The 21,130-nt window shown below is 71.3% G+C and carries 19 protein-coding genes; 7 read left to right on the top strand and 12 right to left on the bottom strand.

The features are described 5' to 3' along the window. Window positions 1-4: 4 nt before the first annotated feature. A complete protein-coding gene (gene tilS, locus ACYVKA_RS12105) occupies window positions 5-967 on the bottom strand; it encodes a tRNA lysidine(34) synthetase TilS (protein ID WP_394277555.1) in 963 nt (320 codons plus the stop codon). Next, a complete protein-coding gene (gene dacB, locus ACYVKA_RS12100; protein ID WP_460705722.1) occupies window positions 967-2,472 on the bottom strand; it encodes a D-alanyl-D-alanine carboxypeptidase/D-alanyl-D-alanine endopeptidase in 1,506 nt (501 codons plus the stop codon). Before dacB ends, tilS begins: the two co-directional genes overlap by 1 nt. Window positions 2,473-2,538: 66 nt before the next feature. On the opposite strand from dacB, the gene ACYVKA_RS12095 reads away from it, so the two are divergent. Then, the gene (locus ACYVKA_RS12095) at window positions 2,539-3,102 is read left to right on the top strand and encodes an inorganic diphosphatase (RefSeq protein ID WP_394277553.1); all 564 of its coding nucleotides are present in this window, start codon (window positions 2,539-2,541) and stop codon (window positions 3,100-3,102) included. A 163-nt stretch (window positions 3,103-3,265) separates the two neighbouring features. Here ACYVKA_RS12095 and crcB read toward each other — a convergent pair whose 3' ends face one another. Together crcB and ACYVKA_RS12085 are read right to left on the bottom strand one after the other, a co-directional pair. Beyond that, the gene (crcB, locus tag ACYVKA_RS12090; RefSeq protein ID WP_394277552.1) at window positions 3,266-3,637 is read right to left on the bottom strand and encodes a fluoride efflux transporter CrcB; all 372 of its coding nucleotides are present in this window, start codon (window positions 3,635-3,637) and stop codon (window positions 3,266-3,268) included. Continuing rightward, window positions 3,637-4,047: a fluoride efflux transporter FluC gene (locus tag ACYVKA_RS12085; RefSeq protein WP_460705720.1), complete on the bottom strand. Its 411-nt coding sequence runs from the start codon at window positions 4,045-4,047 to the stop codon at window positions 3,637-3,639. Before ACYVKA_RS12085 ends, crcB begins: the two co-directional genes overlap by 1 nt. A gap of 51 nt (window positions 4,048-4,098) precedes the next feature. Between ACYVKA_RS12085 and ACYVKA_RS12080 the strand changes: the two genes are divergently transcribed. Together ACYVKA_RS12080 and ACYVKA_RS12075 are read left to right on the top strand one after the other, a co-directional pair. After that, a complete protein-coding gene (locus tag ACYVKA_RS12080; protein WP_460705718.1) occupies window positions 4,099-5,136 on the top strand; it encodes a TRM11 family SAM-dependent methyltransferase in 1,038 nt (345 codons plus the stop codon). Beyond that, the gene (locus tag ACYVKA_RS12075; protein WP_460705716.1) at window positions 5,133-5,624 is read left to right on the top strand and encodes a SixA phosphatase family protein; all 492 of its coding nucleotides are present in this window, start codon (window positions 5,133-5,135) and stop codon (window positions 5,622-5,624) included. Before ACYVKA_RS12080 ends, ACYVKA_RS12075 begins: the two co-directional genes overlap by 4 nt. A gap of 12 nt (window positions 5,625-5,636) precedes the next feature. Here the strand turns inward: ACYVKA_RS12075 and ACYVKA_RS12070 are convergent, their stop codons facing one another. The 4 genes from ACYVKA_RS12070 to ACYVKA_RS12055 form a co-directional block, all read right to left on the bottom strand. Next, window positions 5,637-5,975 (bottom strand): P-II family nitrogen regulator, encoded by a 339-nt coding sequence (locus tag ACYVKA_RS12070; RefSeq protein WP_394277548.1) that lies wholly within the window; start codon window positions 5,973-5,975, stop codon window positions 5,637-5,639. Next, window positions 5,972-7,333, bottom strand: a complete 1,362-nt coding sequence (locus ACYVKA_RS12065) for an ammonium transporter (RefSeq protein WP_394277547.1) — start codon at window positions 7,331-7,333, stop codon at window positions 5,972-5,974. Before ACYVKA_RS12065 ends, ACYVKA_RS12070 begins: the two co-directional genes overlap by 4 nt. Before the next feature lie 240 nt (window positions 7,334-7,573). Further along, a complete protein-coding gene (locus ACYVKA_RS12060) occupies window positions 7,574-7,948 on the bottom strand; it encodes a hypothetical protein (protein WP_394277546.1) in 375 nt (124 codons plus the stop codon). 179 nt (window positions 7,949-8,127) lie between these two features. Beyond that, the gene (locus ACYVKA_RS12055) at window positions 8,128-10,239 is read right to left on the bottom strand and encodes an MDR family MFS transporter (protein WP_460705714.1); all 2,112 of its coding nucleotides are present in this window, start codon (window positions 10,237-10,239) and stop codon (window positions 8,128-8,130) included. A gap of 159 nt (window positions 10,240-10,398) precedes the next feature. Here ACYVKA_RS12055 and ACYVKA_RS12050 point away from each other — a divergent pair, with 159 nt between their 5' ends. Next, the gene (locus ACYVKA_RS12050) at window positions 10,399-10,998 is read left to right on the top strand and encodes a TetR/AcrR family transcriptional regulator (RefSeq protein ID WP_460705796.1); all 600 of its coding nucleotides are present in this window, start codon (window positions 10,399-10,401) and stop codon (window positions 10,996-10,998) included. A gap of 21 nt (window positions 10,999-11,019) precedes the next feature. Here ACYVKA_RS12050 and ACYVKA_RS12045 read toward each other — a convergent pair whose 3' ends face one another. Further along, window positions 11,020-12,357, bottom strand: a complete 1,338-nt coding sequence (locus ACYVKA_RS12045) for a flavin monoamine oxidase family protein (protein WP_460705712.1) — start codon at window positions 12,355-12,357, stop codon at window positions 11,020-11,022. A gap of 199 nt (window positions 12,358-12,556) precedes the next feature. Beyond that, window positions 12,557-15,256 carry a S8 family serine peptidase gene (locus tag ACYVKA_RS12040; RefSeq protein ID WP_460705710.1) on the bottom strand — a complete coding sequence of 900 codons (2,700 nt, stop codon included), beginning with the start codon at window positions 15,254-15,256 and terminating at the stop codon, window positions 12,557-12,559. Window positions 15,257-15,441: 185 nt separating this feature from the next. Between ACYVKA_RS12040 and ACYVKA_RS12035 the strand changes: the two genes are divergently transcribed. Then, a complete protein-coding gene (locus ACYVKA_RS12035; RefSeq protein ID WP_460705708.1) occupies window positions 15,442-17,130 on the top strand; it encodes a DUF885 domain-containing protein in 1,689 nt (562 codons plus the stop codon). A 413-nt stretch (window positions 17,131-17,543) separates the two neighbouring features. On the opposite strand, the gene ACYVKA_RS12030 is transcribed toward ACYVKA_RS12035, so the two are convergent. Next, the gene (locus ACYVKA_RS12030; protein WP_394275350.1) at window positions 17,544-17,906 is read right to left on the bottom strand and encodes a hypothetical protein; all 363 of its coding nucleotides are present in this window, start codon (window positions 17,904-17,906) and stop codon (window positions 17,544-17,546) included. A gap of 79 nt (window positions 17,907-17,985) precedes the next feature. Further along, on the bottom strand, window positions 17,986-18,912 hold the full coding sequence (locus tag ACYVKA_RS12025; RefSeq protein ID WP_460705706.1) for an alpha/beta fold hydrolase: 927 nt from the start codon (window positions 18,910-18,912) through the stop codon (window positions 17,986-17,988). A 150-nt stretch (window positions 18,913-19,062) separates the two neighbouring features. Here ACYVKA_RS12025 and ACYVKA_RS12020 point away from each other — a divergent pair, with 150 nt between their 5' ends. Together ACYVKA_RS12020 and ACYVKA_RS12015 are read left to right on the top strand one after the other, a co-directional pair. Further along, entirely contained in the window at window positions 19,063-20,070 is a 1,008-nt protein-coding gene (locus tag ACYVKA_RS12020) for a Gfo/Idh/MocA family protein (protein ID WP_460705704.1), read from the top strand. A 71-nt stretch (window positions 20,071-20,141) separates the two neighbouring features. Further along, a complete protein-coding gene (locus tag ACYVKA_RS12015; RefSeq protein ID WP_460705702.1) occupies window positions 20,142-21,086 on the top strand; it encodes an ROK family glucokinase in 945 nt (314 codons plus the stop codon). Window positions 21,087-21,130: the final 44 nt, after the last annotated feature.

Genomic DNA, 21,130 nt, shown 5'->3' with positions numbered 1-21,130 from the left:
CAGCCTACCCAGCAGTGCGCGGGCCAGCCACCAGCGACCCCTGCTGGCGGCGCACCGTCACCCCCCCGGGCAGGTCGACGCCCTGCTGGCCGCGCCAGTCCTCCACCAGCGCGGTGACCGCCTGCACGTGGACCATCGACGGGTGCCGGACCCCCCGCCCCACCATCCAACGGCGCAATACCCGTCCCCTCAGGGCGGGATGCAGGTGGAGCAGTCCCACGGCATCCAGCGCATCGCCCCGGGCCAGGTCGCGCACGGCATCCGCGCCGAGCCGTTCCAGCAGGTCATTGTCCTGGCGGGCCAGTTCCGCGGTGCGGGCCAGTGCGTCGGCGACGCCGCCGCCGAGCACATCGGCGGCCACGGGGAGCAGCTCCTGGCGCACCCGCACCCGCAGGAAGGAGGGGTCGGCATTCATCGGGTCGTCCCACGGCTCCAACCCCCAGTCGCGGCAGGCCTGGCGCACCTGGGCGCGGTGCAGTTCGAGCAGGGGCCGCACCAGCTGGGCGCCGTGGAAGGGCGTGACGGGCATCATGCCACGCAGCGAGGCCGCGCCGGAACCCCTGGCCAGGGCCAGCAGCACGGTCTCGGCCTGGTCGTCGAGTGTGTGGCCCAGCAGCACCGGCAGCCCCTCGCGACACAGGGCCTCCAGCCGTGCGGCGCGGGCTGCGGCCTCCAGGCCCTGGCCGTCGCGGCGCACCTCGACCAGCTCAACCCGGGCATCCAGGCCCAGGCCACACATCAGCTCCACCACGGCCTGGCTGTGCTCTGCCGATCCGGCTTGCAGCTGGTGGTCGACGACGACCGCAGTCGCGCGCCCGGCGTCCAGGTGGGCGACTGCGGCGGCCAGGGCGAGCGAGTCGGCGCCGCCGGAGACGCCGACCAGGACGGGGCCGTGCAGCCGCTCCAGGGCAGGGCGGACCGTCTGGACCATGGCCAGCTGCGCGGGGGTGAGTGCCTTGCGAGCCATCAGCAGCGGCAGGTGGCGAGCGTGGTGGACATCTGGTCGAGCCAGCTGCGCACGTCCCACTCCTGCTGGGGGCTGTTGGACATGAAGGCGAAGACCACCTCGCCACCGGCGCGCGTGCGGGTCCGGCCGGCCAGGGTGGAGACCTTGCTCAGGGTGCCGGTCTTGGCCTTGACGATGCCGCGCCCGGCCTCGGAGGCGGGGGTGTAGAAACGGGCATGCAGGGTTCCGGTGACACCGGCTGCCGGCAGCCCCTCGTGCAGCGCGGAAAGCCTGGGCGTTACCGCGGCGTGCTGCAGCACGCGGGCCAGCAGCTGGGCGCTGACCTGGTTGCCGCGGCTCAGGCCGGAGCCGTCGAGCAGGCGCGGGGCGGTGGTCGCCGGGAGCCCCTTGGCTGGGGCCATCACGCCCATCGCGTCGAGCCGCTGGGCCAGCGCCTTCGCACCGCCGGTGAAGCTGCCGCCCTGGCCGCCGGCGGTCCCGACATGGCGCAGCAGAACCTCGGCGGCGGAGTTGTCGGAGTGCACCAGGGTCTCCTGCACCAGGACCGAGACCGGCAGCGACTGCACGGCACCCACCTGCTCGGCCGTGTCAGCAGCCTTCGCCGCGGCGGGTTCTCCCTCCACGGTGATGCCCTGGGCCTTGAGCTGGGCGGCGAAGACCGTGGCGGCGCTCGCCCCGGGGGTGGCGCTGGGTGGCTCCTTGTCCGAGGGCCGGCCCTGGTCGATCCACAGCGCGCCGATGGTGCTCACCTGGTCGGCATAGCTGGTGGGCCAGTTCGGGTTCCAGCCGGGGCCGGAGAAGAGGCTCTCGTCGAAGCCGAGCGAGACGGTGGTGGCGCCCTTGGCCTTGAGCGCGGCGGCGACCTGCTGGGCGAGCGCGGCCGAGGTGCCGGGATGCGGGTAGTCCTTGCCGGGCTTCGAGGCCAGGTAGGGGTCCCCCGCGCCCACCAGCACCAGCCGGGACCCGTCGAGCAGGGCGCGGGTGGTGAAGCGGTGGTCTGGGCCCAGGGCGTCGAGGGCGGCGGCGCAGGTGAGCACCTTCATCGTCGAGGCGGGCACCAGGTTGCGGCCCTGGTCGCTGGCCCACAGCAGCTGGCCGGTGCGCGCGTCGAGCACCATGCCGCTGGTCTTGCCCATCTTCGTGGCATCCACCTGACCCAGCGCCTTGGCCAGGGCTGCCCGGTCGGGGGCCGGTCCGCTGGGGGCTGCGGATGCGGCGGCGACGGGGGTGGCGGCCGGCCTGCCGGGCTGAGGACTGGCGGACGTTCCGCGGGGCACGGGCAGTGCGTCGTAGAAGGTGGGGGGCACCGTGGGGCGCCCGCCGTCGACCAGCAGACCCGTGCGGTAGAGGGCTGGACGCCAGCCCACGGCCGCTGTGACGAGGGCAGCAGCCACCAGCACGGCCAGCGCCACCAGGCCCCAGGGGCGGCGGGCGGCAGGACCCCCGACCCCTGTCTGGACAGCAATTCCGGGGGCGTCGTGGCGACGGGTGGGCACACGGGTCACGACGTTCCCTCCTCAGGCGGTATCCTCTGGAATGTTCAGGTGCCCCAATCATAGAGAGAGCTCAACGTGTCAGATGAATTCGTGAAGCCCACCCTCACCGGACTGCCCCCGGGCGTGACCTTCGACGTCACCGTCGAGATCCCCAAGGGCACCAAGAACAAGTACGAGATGGACCACAACACCGGTCGTATCCGTCTCGACCGGACGCTGTTCACCTCCACCCAGTACCCCTACGACTACGGCTTCGTCGAGGGCACCCTGGGCGAGGACGGCGACCCGCTGGACGCCATGGTGATCGGCGACGAGCCCACCTTCCCGGGCTGCCTGATCGAGTGCCGCGCCATCGCGATGTTCCGCATGACCGACGAGATGGGTGGCGACGACAAGCTGCTGTGCATCCCCACCGCCGACCTGCGTCGCGGCCACCTGAACGACATCAACGACGTTCCCGAGTACATGTTGCTCGAGATCGAGCACTTCTTCACGGTTTACAAGGACCTGGAGCCCGGCAAGTCGGTCGAGGGCGCGACCTGGACGGGCCGCGCCAATGCCGAGGCCGAGGTGCACAACTCCTTCGAGCGCGCCAAGGGGACCGCCTACGAGCACCACACGGTCTTCGTCTCGCACTGACCGACGGACACACCAGGCACGCTCGCAAGGGTGCGAGTCGCACCGGCGCCCACCAGTCCTGCTGGAAACCGGCTGCTGCTGAACATGACGAGGGGCTCGCTGCACCGCAGCGGGCCCCTCGTCATGTCCCGGCCTGGCTTGTCCTGGCCTCGCTGCCCGATGCTCAGGCCGCCAGCAACCATCCGGCCGCGGCCGCCGCGACACAGGCAAGGCTCCCGCCCAGCAGGTGCACCAGCGCCAGCCCGGGGCGTCCCTGCTGCACCAGCCGGACCGTTTCCACGGCGGCGGTGGAGAAGGTGGTGAAGCCCCCGCAGAAGCCGGTGCCCAGCACCAGCCGCCAGCCGGCGTCGAGGCCTTGGCGCACCGTCAGCGCGGCCAGTGCGCCGAGCACGAGCGAGCCGAGCAGGTTGACCAACCACGTGCCGAGCGGGAGGGCGAGACTGCTGCGGGCGCCCACCCACTGCCCGACGAGGTGGCGGCAGACGGCTCCCGCGCCCCCGGCCAGGGCCATCACCAGCACCAGGAAGGCGGACATCACGACCTCCTGCGGGCAGCCAGCACGATCCCGCCCCAGGCCATGAGCAGGCCGCCCACCAGGCTGGTGACGCCGTAGCCGACGGCCACCAGGGGCTGTTTGGCCAACAGCACCAGTTCGGTGGCCAACGAGGACATGGTGGTGAAGGAGCCCAGCAGGCCGGTGCCCAGCAGGAGGCGGGCCGAACGTCGACGGCCCACGTCCTGCCCGGCACGCAGCAGGGACTCCAGCAGCAGGCCCAGACAGAAGGCACCCACGAGGTTCACCAGCAGGGTGGGCAGGGGCCAGCCACCGTGGGCCGGGACAAGCTGGGACAGGCCCCACCTGGCCAGGGTGCCCAGCACTCCCCCGATGGCGACCAGCAGCACCGCGCTGGGTTGGGACGAGCGGGCCCGGACTGCAGTCTCCACCGTGGGCTCCGTCCATCTCCGGGGTGCGGCTGTGCATGGAAGAATGGGGCGGTGCCACACCACCTGATGTTGCTTGCCCCGTCCGCCAACCGAGTCTACGCCGGGGAGTCGTCGACCCTGGCGGCCCACGAGCTCCAGATCAGCGCCCCCTTCGCGCGCGGGATCGAGGCCACCACCGTCGCCGGGGTGGACTACCTGGGCTTCGAGTCGGACCCGCTGGAGGCCGACCAGCTGGCGACCCTGGCCCGACAGTCCGCCGTCCTGGCGCTCTTCCGCGCCGAGGGCGAGCTGCTGGCGCCGATGCAGCTGCCCGACGCCCTGCTGCTGGACGACGACCTGGTGACCATCCCCAAGTACCCCGGCAAGACCAACGAGCAGTTCACCCGCCTGCTGCTCAATGTGACCCTGGCCAGCATCCGTCGCCCCGCCAACGGGCCCCGCTCGATCCTCGACCCGCTGTGCGGCCGGGGAACGACGCTGACCACCGCCTGGATGCTCGGCCACCACGGCTACGGGGTGGAGGGCGATGAGAAGGCGGTGGAGCAGATGAGCGCCTACCTCAAGACCTGGCTGCGCCGAAAGCGGCTCAAGCACACCGCCGAGATGACCCCGGTGCGTCGCGAGGGCAAGAGCATCGGCCGCCGTTTCGACGCCCGCCTGCGCAGTGCACGCCCGGGCGTCGAGCTGCCCGCCGAACAGCTGGAGCTGACCGTCTTCACCGGCGACACCCGGCAGTCGCAGTACCTGTACGGCAAGAAGACCTTCGACGCGATCGTCACCGACGCCCCCTATGGCGTGGTGCACGGCGCCCACCAGACCAGCGACGTGCGCGGTCACGCCGGCAAGCGCGACCGCTCTCCCGCCGGGCTGCTCGGCGAGGCACTGCCGGTCTGGGCCAGCCAGCTCAAGCCGGGTGGGGCGCTGGGGATCAGCTGGAACACCCACGGTCTGGCCCGCGAGGACCTGGCCGACCTGATGCGTCGCAATGGCCTGGAACCGCAGGAGGGCCCGCAATGGCTGGGCTTCGGCCACCGCGTGGATTCGTCGATCAACCGCGACCTGATGGTCGCCGTCAAGGAGGACCAGTGAGCCGCACCCTCATCCTGCTGCGCCATGCCGCCGCCGAGGGCTTCTCGGCCGCCGGCGACAAGGGCCGTTCCCTGAGCCCCGAGGGCCGCGAGGAGGCCCGGGCCGTGGGGCGTGACCTGTCGGGCCTGGGAGTCCAGCACGTGCTGTGCTCGAGCGCGACCCGCACCCGTCAGACCGTCGACGAGCTCGGCCTCGACGCCCCGGTGGAGTACATGGACGCCCTGTACAACTGCAGCAGCGAGACGATCGCGCAGCGCATCACCGAGATCGACGCCCAGGTACAGGTGCTGCTGGTGGTGGCCCATGCCCCCGGCATCCCCGGCCTGGCCGCGGAACTCGCCTACGCCCAGGACCACAAGGCCGCCGACGACCTGCAGTGCTGGTACCCCACCGGCGCCTTCGTGCGCTTCGAGCTGGACGGCCCGTGGGCGGGCCTGCTCGAGGACGACAGCCTGCGGATGATCGGCGTGGAGCGCCCCGAGGCCTGATCCCGCGCCCTCTCAGAGAGCCTGGTCGCCCCGTTCGCCGGTGCGGATGCGCACCACGTCGGCGACCGGCACCACCCAGACCTTGCCGTCGCCCAGCTCCCCGGTGCGGGCGCTGCGGCAGACCACCTCGACGATGCCGTCGGACTCCTCGTCGCGGCACAGCACCTCGAGCTTCACCTTGTCGGTGAAGTCGATGGTGACGGTGTCACCGCGGTAGACCTCGGTGTGCCCGCGCTGGCGCGCGTAGCCGAAGACGGGGGTGACGGTCATGCCGCTGATCCCGTGGAGGTGCAGTTCCACCTGCACCCCCTCGACGGCATCGGGCTGGATGACAGCGGTGACGAGCCTCATGCGGAGACCTCCTCGGTCGTGTCGGCCGTGCGGCCGGCTGGCGGTTCGGATGCCTCGACGGGCACCCGGATGGAGCGGCGGTAGCTGGAGAACTGGACCCGGCTGAGGTCATAGCCGGCCTCGGCGTGCTCGACGAGGTCGACGCCGAGCTGTTCCTCACGGGTGCCGACCCGCAGGCCGACGGTGGCGTCGACGAGGCGGGCGATGGCCAGGCTCACCAGGAAGCCGAAGACCAGCATGGCCATTGCGCCGAGCCCCTGGCGCGCCAGGAGTCCGACACCGCCGCCGTGCAGCAGGCCCGCCGGGGCGCCGGCATCGTCACCCAGGCAGAACAGGCCCAGGGCAAGGGTGCCCACGACGCCACCCACCAGGTGCACACCGACCACGTCGAGCGAGTCGTCGAGGCCGATGCGGTGCTTGAGCTGGATGGCGAAGCAGCAGCAGGCCCCGGTCAGCGCGCCCACGACCAGCGCCGCCAGCGGGGAGACGAAACCGGCGCACGGGGTGATCCCCACGAGTCCGGCGACCAGTCCGGAGGCCGCACCCAGGCTGGTGGGGTGGCCGTCGCGGACCCGCTCCACCGCCAACCAGGCCAGCATGCCGGCGCAGGGCGCGGCCAGGGTGTTGGTCCAGGCCGTCGCGGCGAGCGGGGAGGCGCCCAGGGCGGAGCCGGCATTGAAGCCGAACCAGCCGAACCAGAGCAGTCCCGCACCGAGCATCACCAGGGTGAGGTTGTGGGGACGCATCGGGGTGGTGCCGAAGCCGTCACGGGGGCCCAGCACCCAGGCCAGGGCCAGTGCTGCGGCACCGGCATTGATGTGGATGGCGGTGCCTCCGGCGAAGTCGAGGGCGCCGAGCTGGTTGGCGATCCAGCCCCCGCGTTCGGCGGCCAGGCCGTCGAGGGAGAAGACCCAGTGGGCCGCGGGGAAGTAGCACAGGACGGTCCACAGGGCGGCGAAGCAGACCCACGCCCCGAAACGCAGCCGCTCGGCCACGGCACCGCTGACCAGCGCCACGGCGATCACCGCGAAGGCGACCTGCAGTCCGGCGAAGGCCAGGGCGGGCACCTGGTGGCCCTCCGGACCCACCACGGCCGTCTCGAGGCCGGCCATCCCCCAGTACTGGAAGGGATTGCCGATCAGGCCGTGCCAGCTCTCGCCGAAGACGGCGGAGTAGCCGAACAGCACCCACAGCACACCGACGACCCCCATGGAGGAGGCCGACATCATCATCATGTTGAGCACGCCCCGGGAGCGCACCATTCCGCCGTAGAAGAGGGACAGCGCCGGCGTCATCATCAGCACCAGTGCGGCGCTGACCAGCAACCAGGCGGTGTCTCCGGTATTTGTCTGGATCATGCGAACCATCCTGCGAAGTCCAGATTTCAGGACTGTTCGGTCCACGTTACGGATGTGTAACCGCTCCCAGGCGTCGTCGCCCCCCGTTCCGGGCGCGGCGGGGCGTGGAGGGGGCCGTCCCCGACTCCCCCGGCCCGTCCAGCTCACGCCCGTCCAGCTCACGCCCGTCCAGCCCACGACTGTTCCGCCGCCGATTCCGCCCAGGCCCCTTCTGTCCAGCCCCCTTCGGCCCAGACCTCTTCAGCCCAGTCGAGCACCGGCTGCCGCCAGCACGGCCGGTGGGCGTAGACCCCGGCCAGCCGTGCGATCGCGGATGATGTCGCTGCGCAGGGAGGTGACGGTGTCGAGGCTCAGGTCCAGCCGGCGCGGGTCATAGCGTCGTCCCTGCTTGGACACCGACGGGAGGGTCACGACGTCGAAGCCCTCGGGGAGGTTGACCGGATCGCTCTCGGGCACGCCGTTGACCAGCAGTCCGGTGACGGGGCGTCCGAGCAGGCCTGGCAGGTCGCGGGCCAGGGACTGGGCGAGGGCGGTGTTGCGGCTGAAGTGCCCCAGGCCCTGTGCGTCGTGCGAGTAGAAGACCGCACGCACTGGTGCCGGCGTCATGCCCCCCATGTCATCTCCTGCCCGTGATGGAAAACCGTCACCATCCAGAAGACAACGAACTGATGATGCCCCCGTGAAATCCTGATGAACGCATTTTCATCTTCGTCACACGCGCCGCGGGGGCGGGGCCGGATGCTGCGGTCCCGCCCCCACCCCGCGGCCCTGCTGTCCCTGCGCCAGGATGCTCCTCACTGACGGGGGGCCGCCGCCTTGCCGGCGTGGTCGTGCAGGTCGATCAGCAGCGCGTTCACCAGGTCGTGGCTGGCCTGGCGCAGCTTGTCGATGTCGACCGCCTCGTGTCGTTCGGCGACGGTGGTCTCGGCCGCGGCCAGCACGTGCTCGTCATCGGCCTTGCTGATCTGGGCGGCGCGCACGGCCAGTTCCCGTCGCAGGTCCTCGCCCAGGACGCCACCCTTGCGGGCTGCGCGGTGGGCCACCTCGGCGCCGTACTTCTCCAGCTCGGCCACCTCTGAACCCTCTTCGGTGGTGAGCATCCGGCCGGTCTGGCCGAGGATGAACAGGCCGTCGTCGAAGTTGCCATTGCCCAGGTCGGTGATGGCCCGGCGCAGCAGCGGACGGTCCTCGCGCCGTGCCTGGCGCGCCACCTGGTCGAACTGGAGGCCCAACAGCCGCTCACCACTACGGGTGTTGCCGGCCAGCCGCCCCAGGGGGAGCCGGTCGGCGTCGGCGGCCGAGTTGCCGAAGCTGTCGAGCAGTTCGGCGCCGGCCTCCTCTGCCTTGTGCACCGAGTCGCGCAGCGGGACGGCCTTGATGAACAAGGTGATGGCGAAGACCAGGACGCTCAGCGGGATCCCGATGACGAAGACGGTGTGCAGGGCGTCGCCCAGGCCGGCCCGGATCGCGTGTGCGACGGCCGGGGGCATCGTGGCCAGGGCGGCGGGGTCGAGGACGTCGCCGGTGGACAGCTCCTGGCCGCTGGCCTGCATCTGCTGCAGCATCTCGGGCGGCATGTGCCGCGGGATGGCGGTCTTCATCTCGGTGGTCATGATGGTGCCGAAGACGGCGATGCCCACGGTGTTGCCGACATTGCGGAAGAACTGGGTGGCGGCGGTGGCCACGCCCAGGTCGCGGCGTGAGGCGGCATTCTGCACGGCCAGCGTGTACTGCTGCATGCACAGGCCCAGGCCGATGCCGAAGACGGCCATGGCGACGGTCAGCTGCAGCTGGGAGGAGTCCACGCTGAGGCGGGTCAGCAGCCAGAAGCCGATGCCCATGATGGCCACGCCCCCGAGCATGAACTCCTTGTAGCGTCCGGTGCGGCTCACCAGCAGGCCACCGATGATCGACAGGCCGATCAGGGCGATGTTCATCGGCATCAGGATCAGCCCGGAGTTGGTGGCCGAGACCCCCAGCACGCCCTGGGCGTAGACGGGGATGTAGATGATGGCGCCGAACATCAGCATCGAGATGAAGAAGCCGGCCAGGTTGCTCAGGGTGAACAGCGAGCTGCGGAACAGCCGCAGCGGGATGACGGGTTCGGCGGCCCTGCGCTCGATCAGCACGAAGGCGATCGTCAGGACGATTCCGGCGATGTAGAGGCCGATGACCCGCGCGCTGGACCAGGGCCAGGTGGTGCCGCCCATCGAGGTGGGCAGCAGCAGGCAGACCAGGGCAGCCGCCAGGGTGGCCATGCCTGCCCGGTCGATGCTGACCTCGCGCTTCTCGAAGGGCAGGCGCAGGAAGCGGAAGATGACGAAGAAGGCGACGATGCCGATGGGCAGCGAGGCGTAGAAGAGCCAGCGCCAGCCCCAGTGGTCGGTGATGAAGCCGCCGGCCAGCGGGCCTGCGACCGAGCTCATGCCGAAGACGGCACCCATCAGGCCCTGGTACTTGCCGCGCTGGCGCGGGGGGATGATGTCGCCGATGATCGTCTGGCTCAGCGGCATCAGGGTGCCGGTGCCCAGGCCTTGGATGGCGCGGGCGAAGACCAGGAAGCCGAAGCTGTTCGCGGCCCCGGCCAGGCAGGTGCCCAGCATGAACACGACCAGGCCGGCGAGGTAGAAGCCGCGGCGGCCGTAGAGGTCGGACAGCTTGCCGACGATCGGCACGACGATGGCAGAGACGAGCATCGTGGCGGTGGCCACCCAGGAGTAGTGGTCCATGCCGCCGAGCTCCGCGACGATGCGGGGCATGGCCGGGCCGACGATGGTCTGGGTGATGGAGGCGACGAACATGCCGAGCATGAGGCCGATGAAGATGCGCCGGTTCTGGGGGCTGAGGCCCTCGAAGACCTCCCCCTCGGCTGCCTGGACCGCGTCGGGCCTGGCGGTTGTGGACATGGAACTCCTGTGGTGCTGGATGGCAGTGGTGAAAGCAGGTGTGGGCCGGACGGGGCGTCGTGCGCGGCGGGCGGGCCCAAGCAGGTGGCGGCGAGTCCGGGACTCGACCGCTCCCACATGGTGACAAAAAATTGCAGTTACTGCAAAATATTCCGCGTGATGGATCCCCTTGCCGACGAACCCGGCGTGCGTGAGCGCAAGAAGCGCGAGACCAGGCGGGCCCTGCACCGGGCCGCGACCGAACTGGTGCTGGAGCACGGGCTGGCCGCCGTCACCACCGATGCCATCGCCCGCCGTGCCGGCGTCTCACCCCGGACCTTCTTCAACTACTTCCCCACCAAGGAGGCCGCCCTGGCTGGGGTGCCCGAGGTGATCGTCGAGAAGATCACCCACCTGGTGGCCGAGCGCCCCGTCGACGAGGACCTGTGGGCCACGGCGCGACTGGTGGCCACGACGCTGGCCCACATCAGCCTGCGCGAGCCCGAGCTGTGGCGCCAGCGCCGCCGCATGATGGCCAACCAGCCCGAGGCGGCGGCCCTGGTGATGGGCAGCGAGCGCGCCCTGGAGCTCGGCCTCGTGGAGTCGCTGGTGGCCCGCGCCCAGGCAACCCCCACACTCACCCAGCCCTGGCGGGCGCCGATGCTGGCCATGACGGCACTCAATGCCGTGCGCGTGGCGACCCAGGTCGGCGACGACCCCGAGGACGTCGAGCACCTGCTGCGCGAGATCCTCGACTTCCACGACGCGCTCTACGCCTGAGACCGTCGCACCGTCCGGGGATCAGCCCAGCAGCTGGGCGGCCACGTCCTCGCCGGAGAGCACCGCGCCCTCCATGTAGCCGTTGTAGCGCTTCGCGTACTCGGAACCGGCGAAGTGGATGCGGCCCTCCGAGGCGGCCAGCGTCGGGCCGTTGACGCCCCACACGCCGGGCGCGAAGTGGGCGCCGTGGCAGCCACCGGTGAACTCCTCGCGGGTCCAGTCGCGGTCCACGTAGCCGATCGCGGCGGGGTGCTCGTCGCCGAAGGCGGCCTTGACCGTCTCCTCCATGGCCCGCTGGCGCAGGAAACCGGAGCGACGGCTCATGCCCGAGGCCTCGCCACCCTCGAAGAAGCCCATCAGCACGCCGCGGCCGTCGGCATCGTCGGAATTGTCCATGATGACGCGCATCGCGCCGGCATCGGAGCCCAGCTGGCCCGACAGCCCCGCGCGACGCCACCATGGCACCTCGTAGACCAGCGCGGCCTTGATCACATTGCCGGCCGGGATCTGCTCGGTGGCCTCAGCCCGCCACTGCGGCAGGGCGGGCTGGATGTCCAGCTTCTGCACCAGACGCGGCGGCAGGGTGAGGACCACCTCGCCGGCCTGGACGGTGGAGCCATCGGCCAGGGTCAGCTCGACGTGGTCCTTGGCCTGAACCAGGCGCCGCACCGGGCTGGACAGACGCACCCGCGCGCCCAGCGACTCGGCCAGCCGGTCACAGACCTGCACGATGCCGCCGGCCACGCGCTGCTGGCGAAGACCGCCATTGGCCGAGACCAGGGCCTCCAGGTCCAGTCCGTCGTTGACGCTGCGCAGGGCCTCGTTGAGGGGCACCTCGCCGCTGGTGCGGCCGGTGGCACTCTCGTAGAGCTTCTCGAACCACAGCCGCGCGCCGGGGGTGCGCAGGTTCGTCTGGCTCCAGGTCTCGATCGTCTGGGACAGCCACTTCTCGTTGGCATCGCGCCAGGCGGCATCCTTGGCGACGCGCTCTGCCAGGCGGCGGAAACGCATCAGCCCCTGGCCCAGGTCGGCCATCTCGAAGGGCGACAGGTGGTCCTCGATGTCGCTGCTGGTGGGCACCGTGCGCGAGAGCCCGGCCACCCGCACCACGCCGGCACCCTGCGCGGGGTCGACGAGCGTGAGCTGCATGTCGTCGACCAGTTCGCGCATCCGCTCGTGGCTCGGCGAGATCCACTGGCCGCCCATCTCGAGCACGGCCCCCTCGACGGTGACATTTTCCAGCCGGCCGCCCACACGGTCACGGGCCTCCAACACGACGACATCGCGTCCGGCCTCGGCGAGACGGGTGGCGGCGACAAGGCCGGCAAGGCCAGCTCCGACCACGACGTAGTCGAGCATGGGGACCTCCTGGGGGTCTGGTCAAGCATTCAATCTGGCCCTTGCACTCTACCCAGTGCCGACGCTCCCCCACCGCCCCACCCCCGGCCAGTGGCACGCCCGGATCCGGGTCCCCCGCACGACGAGGACAGGGCCCCACCCGTGCGGATGGGGCCCTGTTGAACCAGTGGGCTCCTGTCAGCCGGCCCACGCTGATGGCTCAGGAGCGGGCACGCTCCATCATCATCGGGTCGACCGGGTTGGTGGCCGGGTCGGCCTTGGCACCGTCGTCGAACCGGGCGGTGAAGGCCGGGCTGGTCCAGGTCTGCCAGTCGGCGGCGACCTCGGCCTTGCCCAGAGCCCTCAGCGCGCGCAGTTCGAAGACGTAGTCACCCTTCGAGGCCCGCGCCAGGTAGGAGGTGGCATCGGTGGTCAGGTAGGTGCCGTCCCACTCCACGTGCAGGGGGCCGGGCTCACGCCCGTTCTTGTCGGCCTGCATCACCGTGCCCAGAAGCTCGCCCTTGCCACCGTCGGGAGTGGCGCGGTGCACCAGGATCTCGAAGCGCTCGGTGGGGTACTCCAGGCGGAAGACCGCCATCGGACGGTCGCCCTCCTTCATCGAGTAGGACAGCTCGGTGCCATCGACGCACTGCGGCTTCTTGTCCACCAGGGTGCCCAGGCAGGGCTGGGTGCCGTCGGGGGCATTGAGCACGTCGACTCGCTGGTAGTCACCGGCCATGCCGGCATAGGGCACCGACAGCGTGGTGCCGGTGGCCGACCTCGCCGTGATCCAGCCACCGTAGAGGTAGCCATTGGGGGCATCGGCCGGGGCGCCGATCGTCACCTTCACCGCTGCGGTGCCGCGGGGCGGGACGACCACGCGCTTGGGCATGGTCACCGTCGCCTCGTGCACGTCGAACTGCGGGTCACTGGTGCCCACGGCCCCCACCGAGCCCTCGTGCGAGAGCTGGTAGACGGCAGGACGCGGGGACTGGTTGCGCAGCGTCAGGGTGGTGGTGACGGGCTTGGCCCGCTGCTCGCCCAGGCTGATCGACGAGGGGCTGATGCGCTGCAGCGTGCCCACCGCGCGATCCACCTGGATCATGCCCGCACCCTGGCGCAGCACCGACTCCTTCAGGCCCAGGTCGGGTGCCAGGGCGAACAGGGCGTCGTGGTCGGCGGTGTTCTGCAGCAGCGTCTGCACCTGCCGCGGGCGGCCCTTCAGCTCGGGCCGCGCCTGCATCAGCTGCGCGACGGCACCGGCCACGTGTGGGGTGGCCATCGAGGTGCCCGACAGGGAGCTGTAGGCCCCCTTCTCGAGCGGGTAGGTGGACCAGATGTTGCCGCCGGGAGCGCCCAGGTCGGGCTTGAGGACCAGGTCGGCGGTCATGCCCCAGCTGGAGAAGCTGGAGATGCGTCCGGCATTGGGGTCCTCGCTGGCGACGGTGCGCTCGGTCCACGTCAGCGCCTGGCCCTGGCCCGCGGCCACCAGCGCCTCGCCGTCGGCCTGGCTGAGCATGACCACCGGGATGGTGATCGGTTCGTCGCCCTTGGTCGAGGGGGTCAGGGACCCGGGCTGGTTGTTGTAGAGGATGACGGCCACGGCCCCGGCCTTCTGGGCGGCCAGGGACTTCTCGTGGAAGCTGCACTCACCGCGCTGGATGAGCACCGCCTTGCCCTTGACTGCGGCATTCATCGCCTCGTCCCAGGGCGGGCAGCCCTTGGCCTGGGGGCTTGCGGGAGCGCCGAGGGAGACCAGCTCCATCGTCCCCCGGCGCGGCACGGGGACGCCGTCGGCGTCCTGGTAGCCGAAGTCCTTGCCGCCGACGGAGAAGGCCCGGCGGGTGACGTGGGTGTTGTCGAAGCTGGCCACCGAGATGACCTTCTTCGAGACGCTGGGGGCGCCGCTGGAGAAGCTGCCGTCCTCGCCGGAGTTGCCGGCGGCCACCACGACGGTGACGCCGGAGTCGGTCAGGGCGTCGGCGGCGACGGCGGTCGGGTAGTCCCGCCAGGTCATGAAGGAGGCGCCCAGGCTCATGTTGACCACGTCCATGCCGTCGGCCTGGGCGCGTTCCATGGCGGCCATGATGATCTCGGAGCTGGAGCTGCCCTCGCAGCCGAAGATGCGGTAGGCACCGAAGGTCACCTTCGGGGCGACGCCCTTGACGCCCTGGGCCGACGGGTTGCCGTCGCCGCCGATGATGCCGGCGACGTGGGTGCCGTGGCCGCCGCAGTCGTCGGGGACCGGGTCGGGCACGGGGACCGAGCCGTCCGCGTCGGCGTCGTAGGCGTCGCCGACGAAGTCGTGGCCGACGGTGACGCGCTTGGTCGGGAAGCGGGTCATGCCATTGGTGCCGCTGCCGCCCAGGTCGGGGTGGTCGATGTCGATGCCGGAGTCGATGACGCCGACCTTGATCCCTTCACCGTCCAGGCCGAGGTCGTCACGGGCGACGGCGGCACCGGTCAGGTTGCCGGCGGTGGCCATCGCGGGCTTGCTGGTGCCGGCGGGTTCGACGGGACGCCCCACCGAGACCACGGGGTAGATGCCGGTGACACCGGCCACGCCGGCGAGCTTGCGGGCCTGCTTGGCGTCCATCGTGACGGCCATGCCGTTGAAGGTGCGCGAGAAGCTGCGCTGCTGCGTCAGGCGCACACCCTTGCGCTTGGCGGCATCGACCACCTTCTTCTGCGTCTTGGTGGCCGCGGCGGTGCTGCCACCCGCGACGACGGGAGCTCCTTCGACCTTGACCAGCCAGCGGTTCTTGACCACCTGGCCGGTGTGGTCGTTCTCGGCGAGCCGGATGTAGTCCGACAACCGTCCCAGGTCGCGGTCCTGGGCGTGGGCGGGTGCGACGGTGCACAGGCCCGACACGGCCAGCGCCGTGGCCGCGAGCCCCGACACCATCCTCTTGTGCTGCATGTGTGATCCTCCAGGGGTGGGGTGGCCCGCGGCACGTCTGCGGGCCCTCTCGGCAACCTAATGCACGGGCATGGTCGAGCACCACGGTGGAGCGTCACCATTTCTTTCTGGGGCTGGGACGGGCACGTGGGCGGCTTGGCGCGAACCGCCCGGAGTCTTGGCCGGACTGTGTCTAGGCTGGCCCCATGAGCCAGCCGCAGCGCCCCCGCACCGCCATCGACGAGATCGCCGACGACCACTTCGAACGCTCGGTGCAGCTCAGCCCGCTGGCGCTGACCGCGCTGGGCCGCCCGCAGCGGCAGGACGAGCTGGACGACTTCTCCCCCGCCGGGATGGGGGCCCTCGACGAGCTGAACCGGGAGACGCTGGCGCGCCTGGCGCAGGCCGAGTGCGTCGACGTCACCGACAAGGTCACCGTCGCTGCGATGCGCGAGCGGCTGGGCCTGGCCATCGCCAGGCACGAGCGCGGCCACGACCTGGCCAGCATCAACACGATCACCTCGGGCCTGCACGCCATCCGCGAGGGCTTCGACCTGATGCCGACCCAGACCCCGGAGCACTGGCACGACATCGCCGCCCGCCTGCGCGCAGTGCCCACCGCGGTGGTCACCTGGTTCATCTCGCAGCACCTGGCCGTCGAGATGGGCATCCGCCCCGCCCGCCGCCAGGTGGAGGGGCTGGCCACGGCCGTGGAGCAGTGGACCGCCGAGGGTGACTTCCTGGACCAGCTGCGCGCCCGCACCGCCGGCCAGACCGACGAGGTGGCCAGCGACGTGGCCCGCTCGATCGAGGTGGCCCGGCGCGGCTTCCGTCAGGCGGCGGAGCGTCTTCGCCGTGAGTTCGCCCCGCTGGCCATCGAGCAGGACGGGGTGGGCATCGAACGCTACCGCCTGTGCTCGCAGAACTTCCTCGGAACGCAGGTGGACCTGCAGGAGACCTACCGCTGGGGACTGGCGGAGGTGCAGCGCATCCTGGAGCTGGAGCAGGCCACCGCCGAGCGGATCCGTCCGGGCGCCAGTGTGCGCGAGGCCGTCGAGCTGCTGGATGCCGACGAGCGCTACCGGCTGCACGGCACCGAGGAGCTGCAGCGCTGGATGCAGCAGCGTGCCGATGCCGCGGTGGAGGCGATGGACGCCCACTTCGACATCCCCGAGCCGATGCGCCGCATCGAGTGCTGCATCGCCCCCACCCGCGACGGCGGCATCTACTACACCGGCCCGAGCGAGGACTTCTCCCGCCCCGGGCGCATGTGGTGGTCGGTGCCCAGCGGGGTGGAGGTCTTCACCACCTGGCGTGAGCTCACCACGGTGCACCACGAGGGCATCCCGGGCCACCACCTGCAGATCGGCCAGACCTCCTTCAACAGCGCGATGCTCAACTCGTGGCGCCGTCACGGCTGCTGGGTGTCCGGCCATGGCGAGGGCTGGGCGCTGTACTCGGAGTGGCTGATGGCCGACCTGGGCTTCCTGGACGATCCGGGCGACTTCATGGGCCTGCTGGATGCCCAGATGCTGCGGGCGGTGCGCGTGGTGGTCGACATCGGCCTGCACTGCGCCGACGAGCCCGGCTTCGAGGCCCCGGAACTGGTGGGCGGCGGCCGCTGGGACTTCGACAAGATGGAGCGCTACTTCAAGCACCACATCCTGATGGACGAGGGCAGCTGTGACTTCGAGCTGAGCCGCTATGCGGGCTGGCCGGGCCAGGCACCCAGCTACAAGGTGGGCGAGCGGCTGTGGCTGGAGCTGCGCGAGGAGGTGAAGGCCGCCCGCGGTGAGGACTTCGACCTGAAGGACTTCCACCGCACGGCCCTGCACCTGGGCGGGCTCGGTCTGGACGTGCTGCGCGCCGCCGTGTTGGACCTTTCGGGGGTCTGAGCCGGGGATTTCGGGCTCTGGTGCGCCAGCCCTGCGGTTTGTCCCGGGGGCCCCGTCCAGAAACAACATCCACAGCAGCCCTCACTGCGGCATGTGCAGTGAGGGCTCTCCACGATGTGGTTTGTGGATGGGGGGCGCAGGCTCCGCCGCCCGGGCATGGAGAAACCCGCGGGGTGCACCATTCGTGCCCCAGGCTGGACGACGGCCTGGCCCCGCGGGTTCCGGTGGCTCGTGTGGATTGCCACGCGTCCCGTTGCCGGTCGGGCTCGCTCAGGCGCGAGCCACCTCACATGTCCCTTGGTCATTCATCGGTCAGGACCACCTCCTTCCTTGTGTGGCACCAGTCTGCGACGGGCACACAAGGGGCGGCAACCGATTTTCCGTGAGTCGCGCGATCGCGGCGACGGCCGGACTCAGGCCTTGCGGTCGACCAGAGCCCAGCTGGCGGCGGCGGTCACGGCGGCGACGCTGAAGACGCTCGGCCAGGCGCCGATCTTCTTGGCCAGCGGGTGGGAGCCGCCGAAGGCCGCCAGGTAGAGGGCGCTGAGGGCGGCCGTGGTGGGGGCGCCCTGCTGCTTCCACTTCAGGCCGGAGCAGACGCCGGCGGCAGCCAGCACGGCGCCGCCGAGCGGACGATTCTTCGTGTAGCGGGCGACGGCGAAGCCGCCGACCAGGCCAAAGGCGCTCGTGGCAGCGCTGGGCACCGAGCGGCAGGGGCAGCTCGTCGAGCCGGTGAGTCGGGAACAGGGGCAGGGGGACTTCTTCGTGCATGCCATGCCCCGAGCCTAACCCCGCCCGGCCGGCGCCGGGTGGGCCGTGTGCCGTGACGGCCGATGATCAGCCCAGGCCGCATGGTCAGCCCAGGCCGCGCGGGCCCCGGGGGCGCGGTTCGGGCAGGGCGGCGATGTGCTCGGCCACCTTCTGCACCACCTCCTTGTCCCAGATGACGGCGCGATGCCCCAGGCCCTCGGTGCGCACCAGCTCGGCGCCGGGCCACAGCTCGCACAGCCGCTCCCCCTCGGCGAAGGGCGAATCGGGGTCGAGGAGGTCGTGCACCACCAGCAGACCGGGCAGCATGTCCTGCTCGGCCAGGCGGCGCACGTCGCGGGTCATGTCGAAGCCGGCGAGGTCGAGGCCCAGGTCGTCGAGGACCTTGCCGGTCATCAGCTCGCGGGTGCGCGGGCCCATGCCGACGGCACCGGCGAACCAGTCCAGGGCGGGTTCGAGCCGCACATCGGGGGCGAAGAAGACGAACTGCCCGCCCAGGTCGCGCTGCCGCATCGCCCGTAGGGTGGCCATGGCGCCGATGGAGTGGGCCAGCACCAGCGAGGGGGTGCCCATCTGGTCCACGACGTCGACCAGGGCCTGGGTGAGCTCGAGCACCGAGCTGTGCCCCTGGCCGAGGTGGGAGTGGGTGGAGCGGCCGTGGCTGGGGGCGTCCCAGGTCACCACCCGGTAGCCGGCCTCGACCAGTGCGGGGATGTGGGCCGCCAGCTGCTGCCAGTGGCCGCCCCAGCCGTGCACGAGCAGGGCCAGCGGTCCCTTCTCGGGGCCGAAGGACTGGCCGCTGATCTCGCTGCTGCCGCTCATCAGGAAGAAGGGGGCGCCTCCGGAGGGGGTGACGCGGGCGGCGCGGGAGGTGGGGGCCAGCGGCGGGACGGCGAACCACAGCTTCTCGGCGAGCACGGCGGCCCGGGCCGGGGCGGTGCGCTCCAGCACCTGGAGCATGAGCCGCACCGTGCGCGGGGCCCTCGTGCTGCGTGGACCGTTCCCGTGGGCCATGGCGTCCTGCCTTTCCGCGTCCTGGCGACGCGTCGCTCGCGTCACCCCCGACAGGCCCGCTCGCCCTAGGCTAGGACAGGCGCCGCGGGCACGGGAAGTCTCGTCCAGGAGTGGATGCGAGCCCCGGCCACACCCCGCCACCGTGGCCGGGTGCGCACCACGGGAGGCACCATGATCCGTTTCGGCAGCATCGGCACCAGTTCCATCGTGGAGCTCTTCGGCACGGGCGTGGAGCAGGCCGAGGGGGTCAGCTGGACGGTGGCCTGTTCCCGCGACCGGGCCAGGGCGGAGCTGCTGGGCTCGCCCCAGGGGGCCCGCGCCGTGGAGGGGATCGACGAGCTGACCGCGGCCGGGGACGTCGATGCCGTCTACGTCGCCAGCCCCAATGCGCTGCACCACCAGCAGGCGCGCACCCTGCTGGAGGCCGGCAAGCACGTGCTGATGGAGAAGTCGGCCTGTGTCACCTCCGGGCAGTGGGGCGAGTTGGTGGAGCTGGCGCACGCGCGCGGCCTGGTGCTGCTGGAATCGGTGCGGGCCCTCCACGAGCCGGTCTGGCAGACGATCACCGGCCACCTCGACGAGCTGGGCCCGATCCGCCAGGTGGAGCTGCACCTGGCGCAGCGTTCGCGGCGCTATGACAACTACCTGGCCGGGGTGGTGGAGAACATCTTCCGTCCCGAGATGGGTGCCGGTGCCCTGATGGACCTGGGCGTCTACTGCACCTCGGTGCTGGTGCACCTGCTGGGGGCGCCGAGCCGGGTGCAGGCCTCCAGCGTCGCCCTGTCGAACGGGATCGACGGCGCCACCACCCTGCTCAACGAGCACGACGGCTTCACCAGCACCATCACCGCCTCCAAGGTCTCCAGCAATCCCGCGCCCAGCGTGGTTGCCGGCGAGGATGCGTCGCTGGTGCTCGACCGGGTCGACGACCCGCACCACCTCTGGCTGCACCGCGGCGCCGAGGTGGTCGAGCTGGAGGTGGACAAGCGCCTGTCGCAGCAGGCACACGTGCTGGCCGATTTCGCCCGCATGGTGGAGCACCCCCAACTGGCCGAAGCCTTCCAGCGCACCACCCTGGAGGTGCTGCGGGTGCACGAGCAGGCCCGTCGCCAGACCGGGCTGGTGCTGCCGGGCGATCCGGGCTGGCAGCTGGGCTGAGCCTGCCGATGCCCTTCCACTAGGCTGGACGCGTCCGGGGTTGCCGGGCACCAAGCGAGGGAGCTAGCACCATGTCACTGGCCATCGGCGTCGACGTCGGCGGGACCAAGATCGCTGCCGGGGTCGTGGACGAGCAGGGCCGCATCGTCGCCCAGCTGCGCGAACCCACCCCCGCCGGGGACCCGGCCCAGATCGCCCGCGTCATCTCCACGATGGCCCGCTCACTGGCCGACGAGCACGGCGCCACCACCATCGGCATCGGCGCCGCCGGCTTCGTCGACCAGGACCGCAGCCGCGTCATCTTCGCCCCCAACCTGGCCTGGCGCGACGAACCGCTGCAGGACCTGGTGCAGCAGGCCACCGGACTTCCCACCGTGGTGGAGAACGACGCCAATGCCGCCGGCTGGGCCGAGAGCCGCTTCGGTGCCGCCCGCGATGCCCGCTCGGCGCTGGTGCTGACCATCGGCACCGGCATCGGCGGCGCGATCATCACCGACGACCGCCTGGTGCGCGGCGCCAATGGTTTCGCCGGGGAGCTGGGCCACTTCATCATCCGCCCCGACGGCCGGCGTTGCGGCTGTGGGCTGCGCGGCTGCTGGGAGCGCTACGGCTCGGGCAGTGCCCTGGTGATGGAGGCCCGCGAACTGGCCGGGCTGGACGCACGGCTGGGGGCGCGGCTGCTGGAGCTGGCCGACGACGACCCGCGCGAGATCACCGGCCTGCACGTCACCCAGGCCGCGCAGGAGGGGGATGTCGCCGCCCTGGACTGCTTCACCACCCTGGGCACCTGGATCGGGCGCGGCATGGCCGTGCTGGCTGCCGTGCTCGACCCGGAGGTCTTCGTGCTGGCCGGCGGGGTGAGCGAGGCGGGAGACCTGCTGCGCGCCCCGGCCCAGCGCGCCTTCCGCCAGTCACTGACGGCCCGCAAGCACCGGCCGGAGCCGCGGGTCGAGGTGGCGAGCCTGGGCAATGACGCGGGCCTGATCGGTGCCGCCGACCTGTCCCGTCTGGGCTAGCCAGGAGCCGTCTGGGCCAGCCAGGAGCCGTCTGGGCTGCCCCT

The sequence above is a fragment of the Luteococcus sediminum genome (assembly GCF_054783495.1).
This window is presented reverse-complemented; position numbering and strand designations above follow the sequence as displayed.

Coding starts and splice junctions, on each gene's coding strand:
- ACYVKA_RS12060 (WP_394277546.1), bottom strand. CDS start 7,948: ATGGGGGGCATGACGCCGGCACCAGTGCGTGCGGTCTTCTACTCGCAC.
- crcB (WP_394277552.1), bottom strand. CDS start 3,637: ATGTCCGCCTTCCTGGTGCTGGTGATGGCCCTGGCCGGGGGCGCGGGA.
- ACYVKA_RS12030 (WP_394275350.1), bottom strand. CDS start 17,906: ATGGCATGCACGAAGAAGTCCCCCTGCCCCTGTTCCCGACTCACCGGC.
- ACYVKA_RS12025 (WP_460705706.1), bottom strand. CDS start 18,912: ATGGCCCACGGGAACGGTCCACGCAGCACGAGGGCCCCGCGCACGGTG.
- ACYVKA_RS12045 (WP_460705712.1), bottom strand. CDS start 12,357: ATGCTCGACTACGTCGTGGTCGGAGCTGGCCTTGCCGGCCTTGTCGCC.
- ACYVKA_RS12055 (WP_460705714.1), bottom strand. CDS start 10,239: ATGTCCACAACCGCCAGGCCCGACGCGGTCCAGGCAGCCGAGGGGGAG.
- ACYVKA_RS12035 (WP_460705708.1), top strand. CDS start 15,442: ATGAGCCAGCCGCAGCGCCCCCGCACCGCCATCGACGAGATCGCCGAC.
- tilS (WP_394277555.1), bottom strand. CDS start 967: ATGGCTCGCAAGGCACTCACCCCCGCGCAGCTGGCCATGGTCCAGACG.
- ACYVKA_RS12015 (WP_460705702.1), top strand. CDS start 20,142: ATGTCACTGGCCATCGGCGTCGACGTCGGCGGGACCAAGATCGCTGCC.
- ACYVKA_RS12050 (WP_460705796.1), top strand. CDS start 10,399: ATGGATCCCCTTGCCGACGAACCCGGCGTGCGTGAGCGCAAGAAGCGC.
- ACYVKA_RS12070 (WP_394277548.1), bottom strand. CDS start 5,975: ATGAGGCTCGTCACCGCTGTCATCCAGCCCGATGCCGTCGAGGGGGTG.
- ACYVKA_RS12065 (WP_394277547.1), bottom strand. CDS start 7,333: ATGATCCAGACAAATACCGGAGACACCGCCTGGTTGCTGGTCAGCGCC.
- ACYVKA_RS12040 (WP_460705710.1), bottom strand. CDS start 15,256: ATGCAGCACAAGAGGATGGTGTCGGGGCTCGCGGCCACGGCGCTGGCC.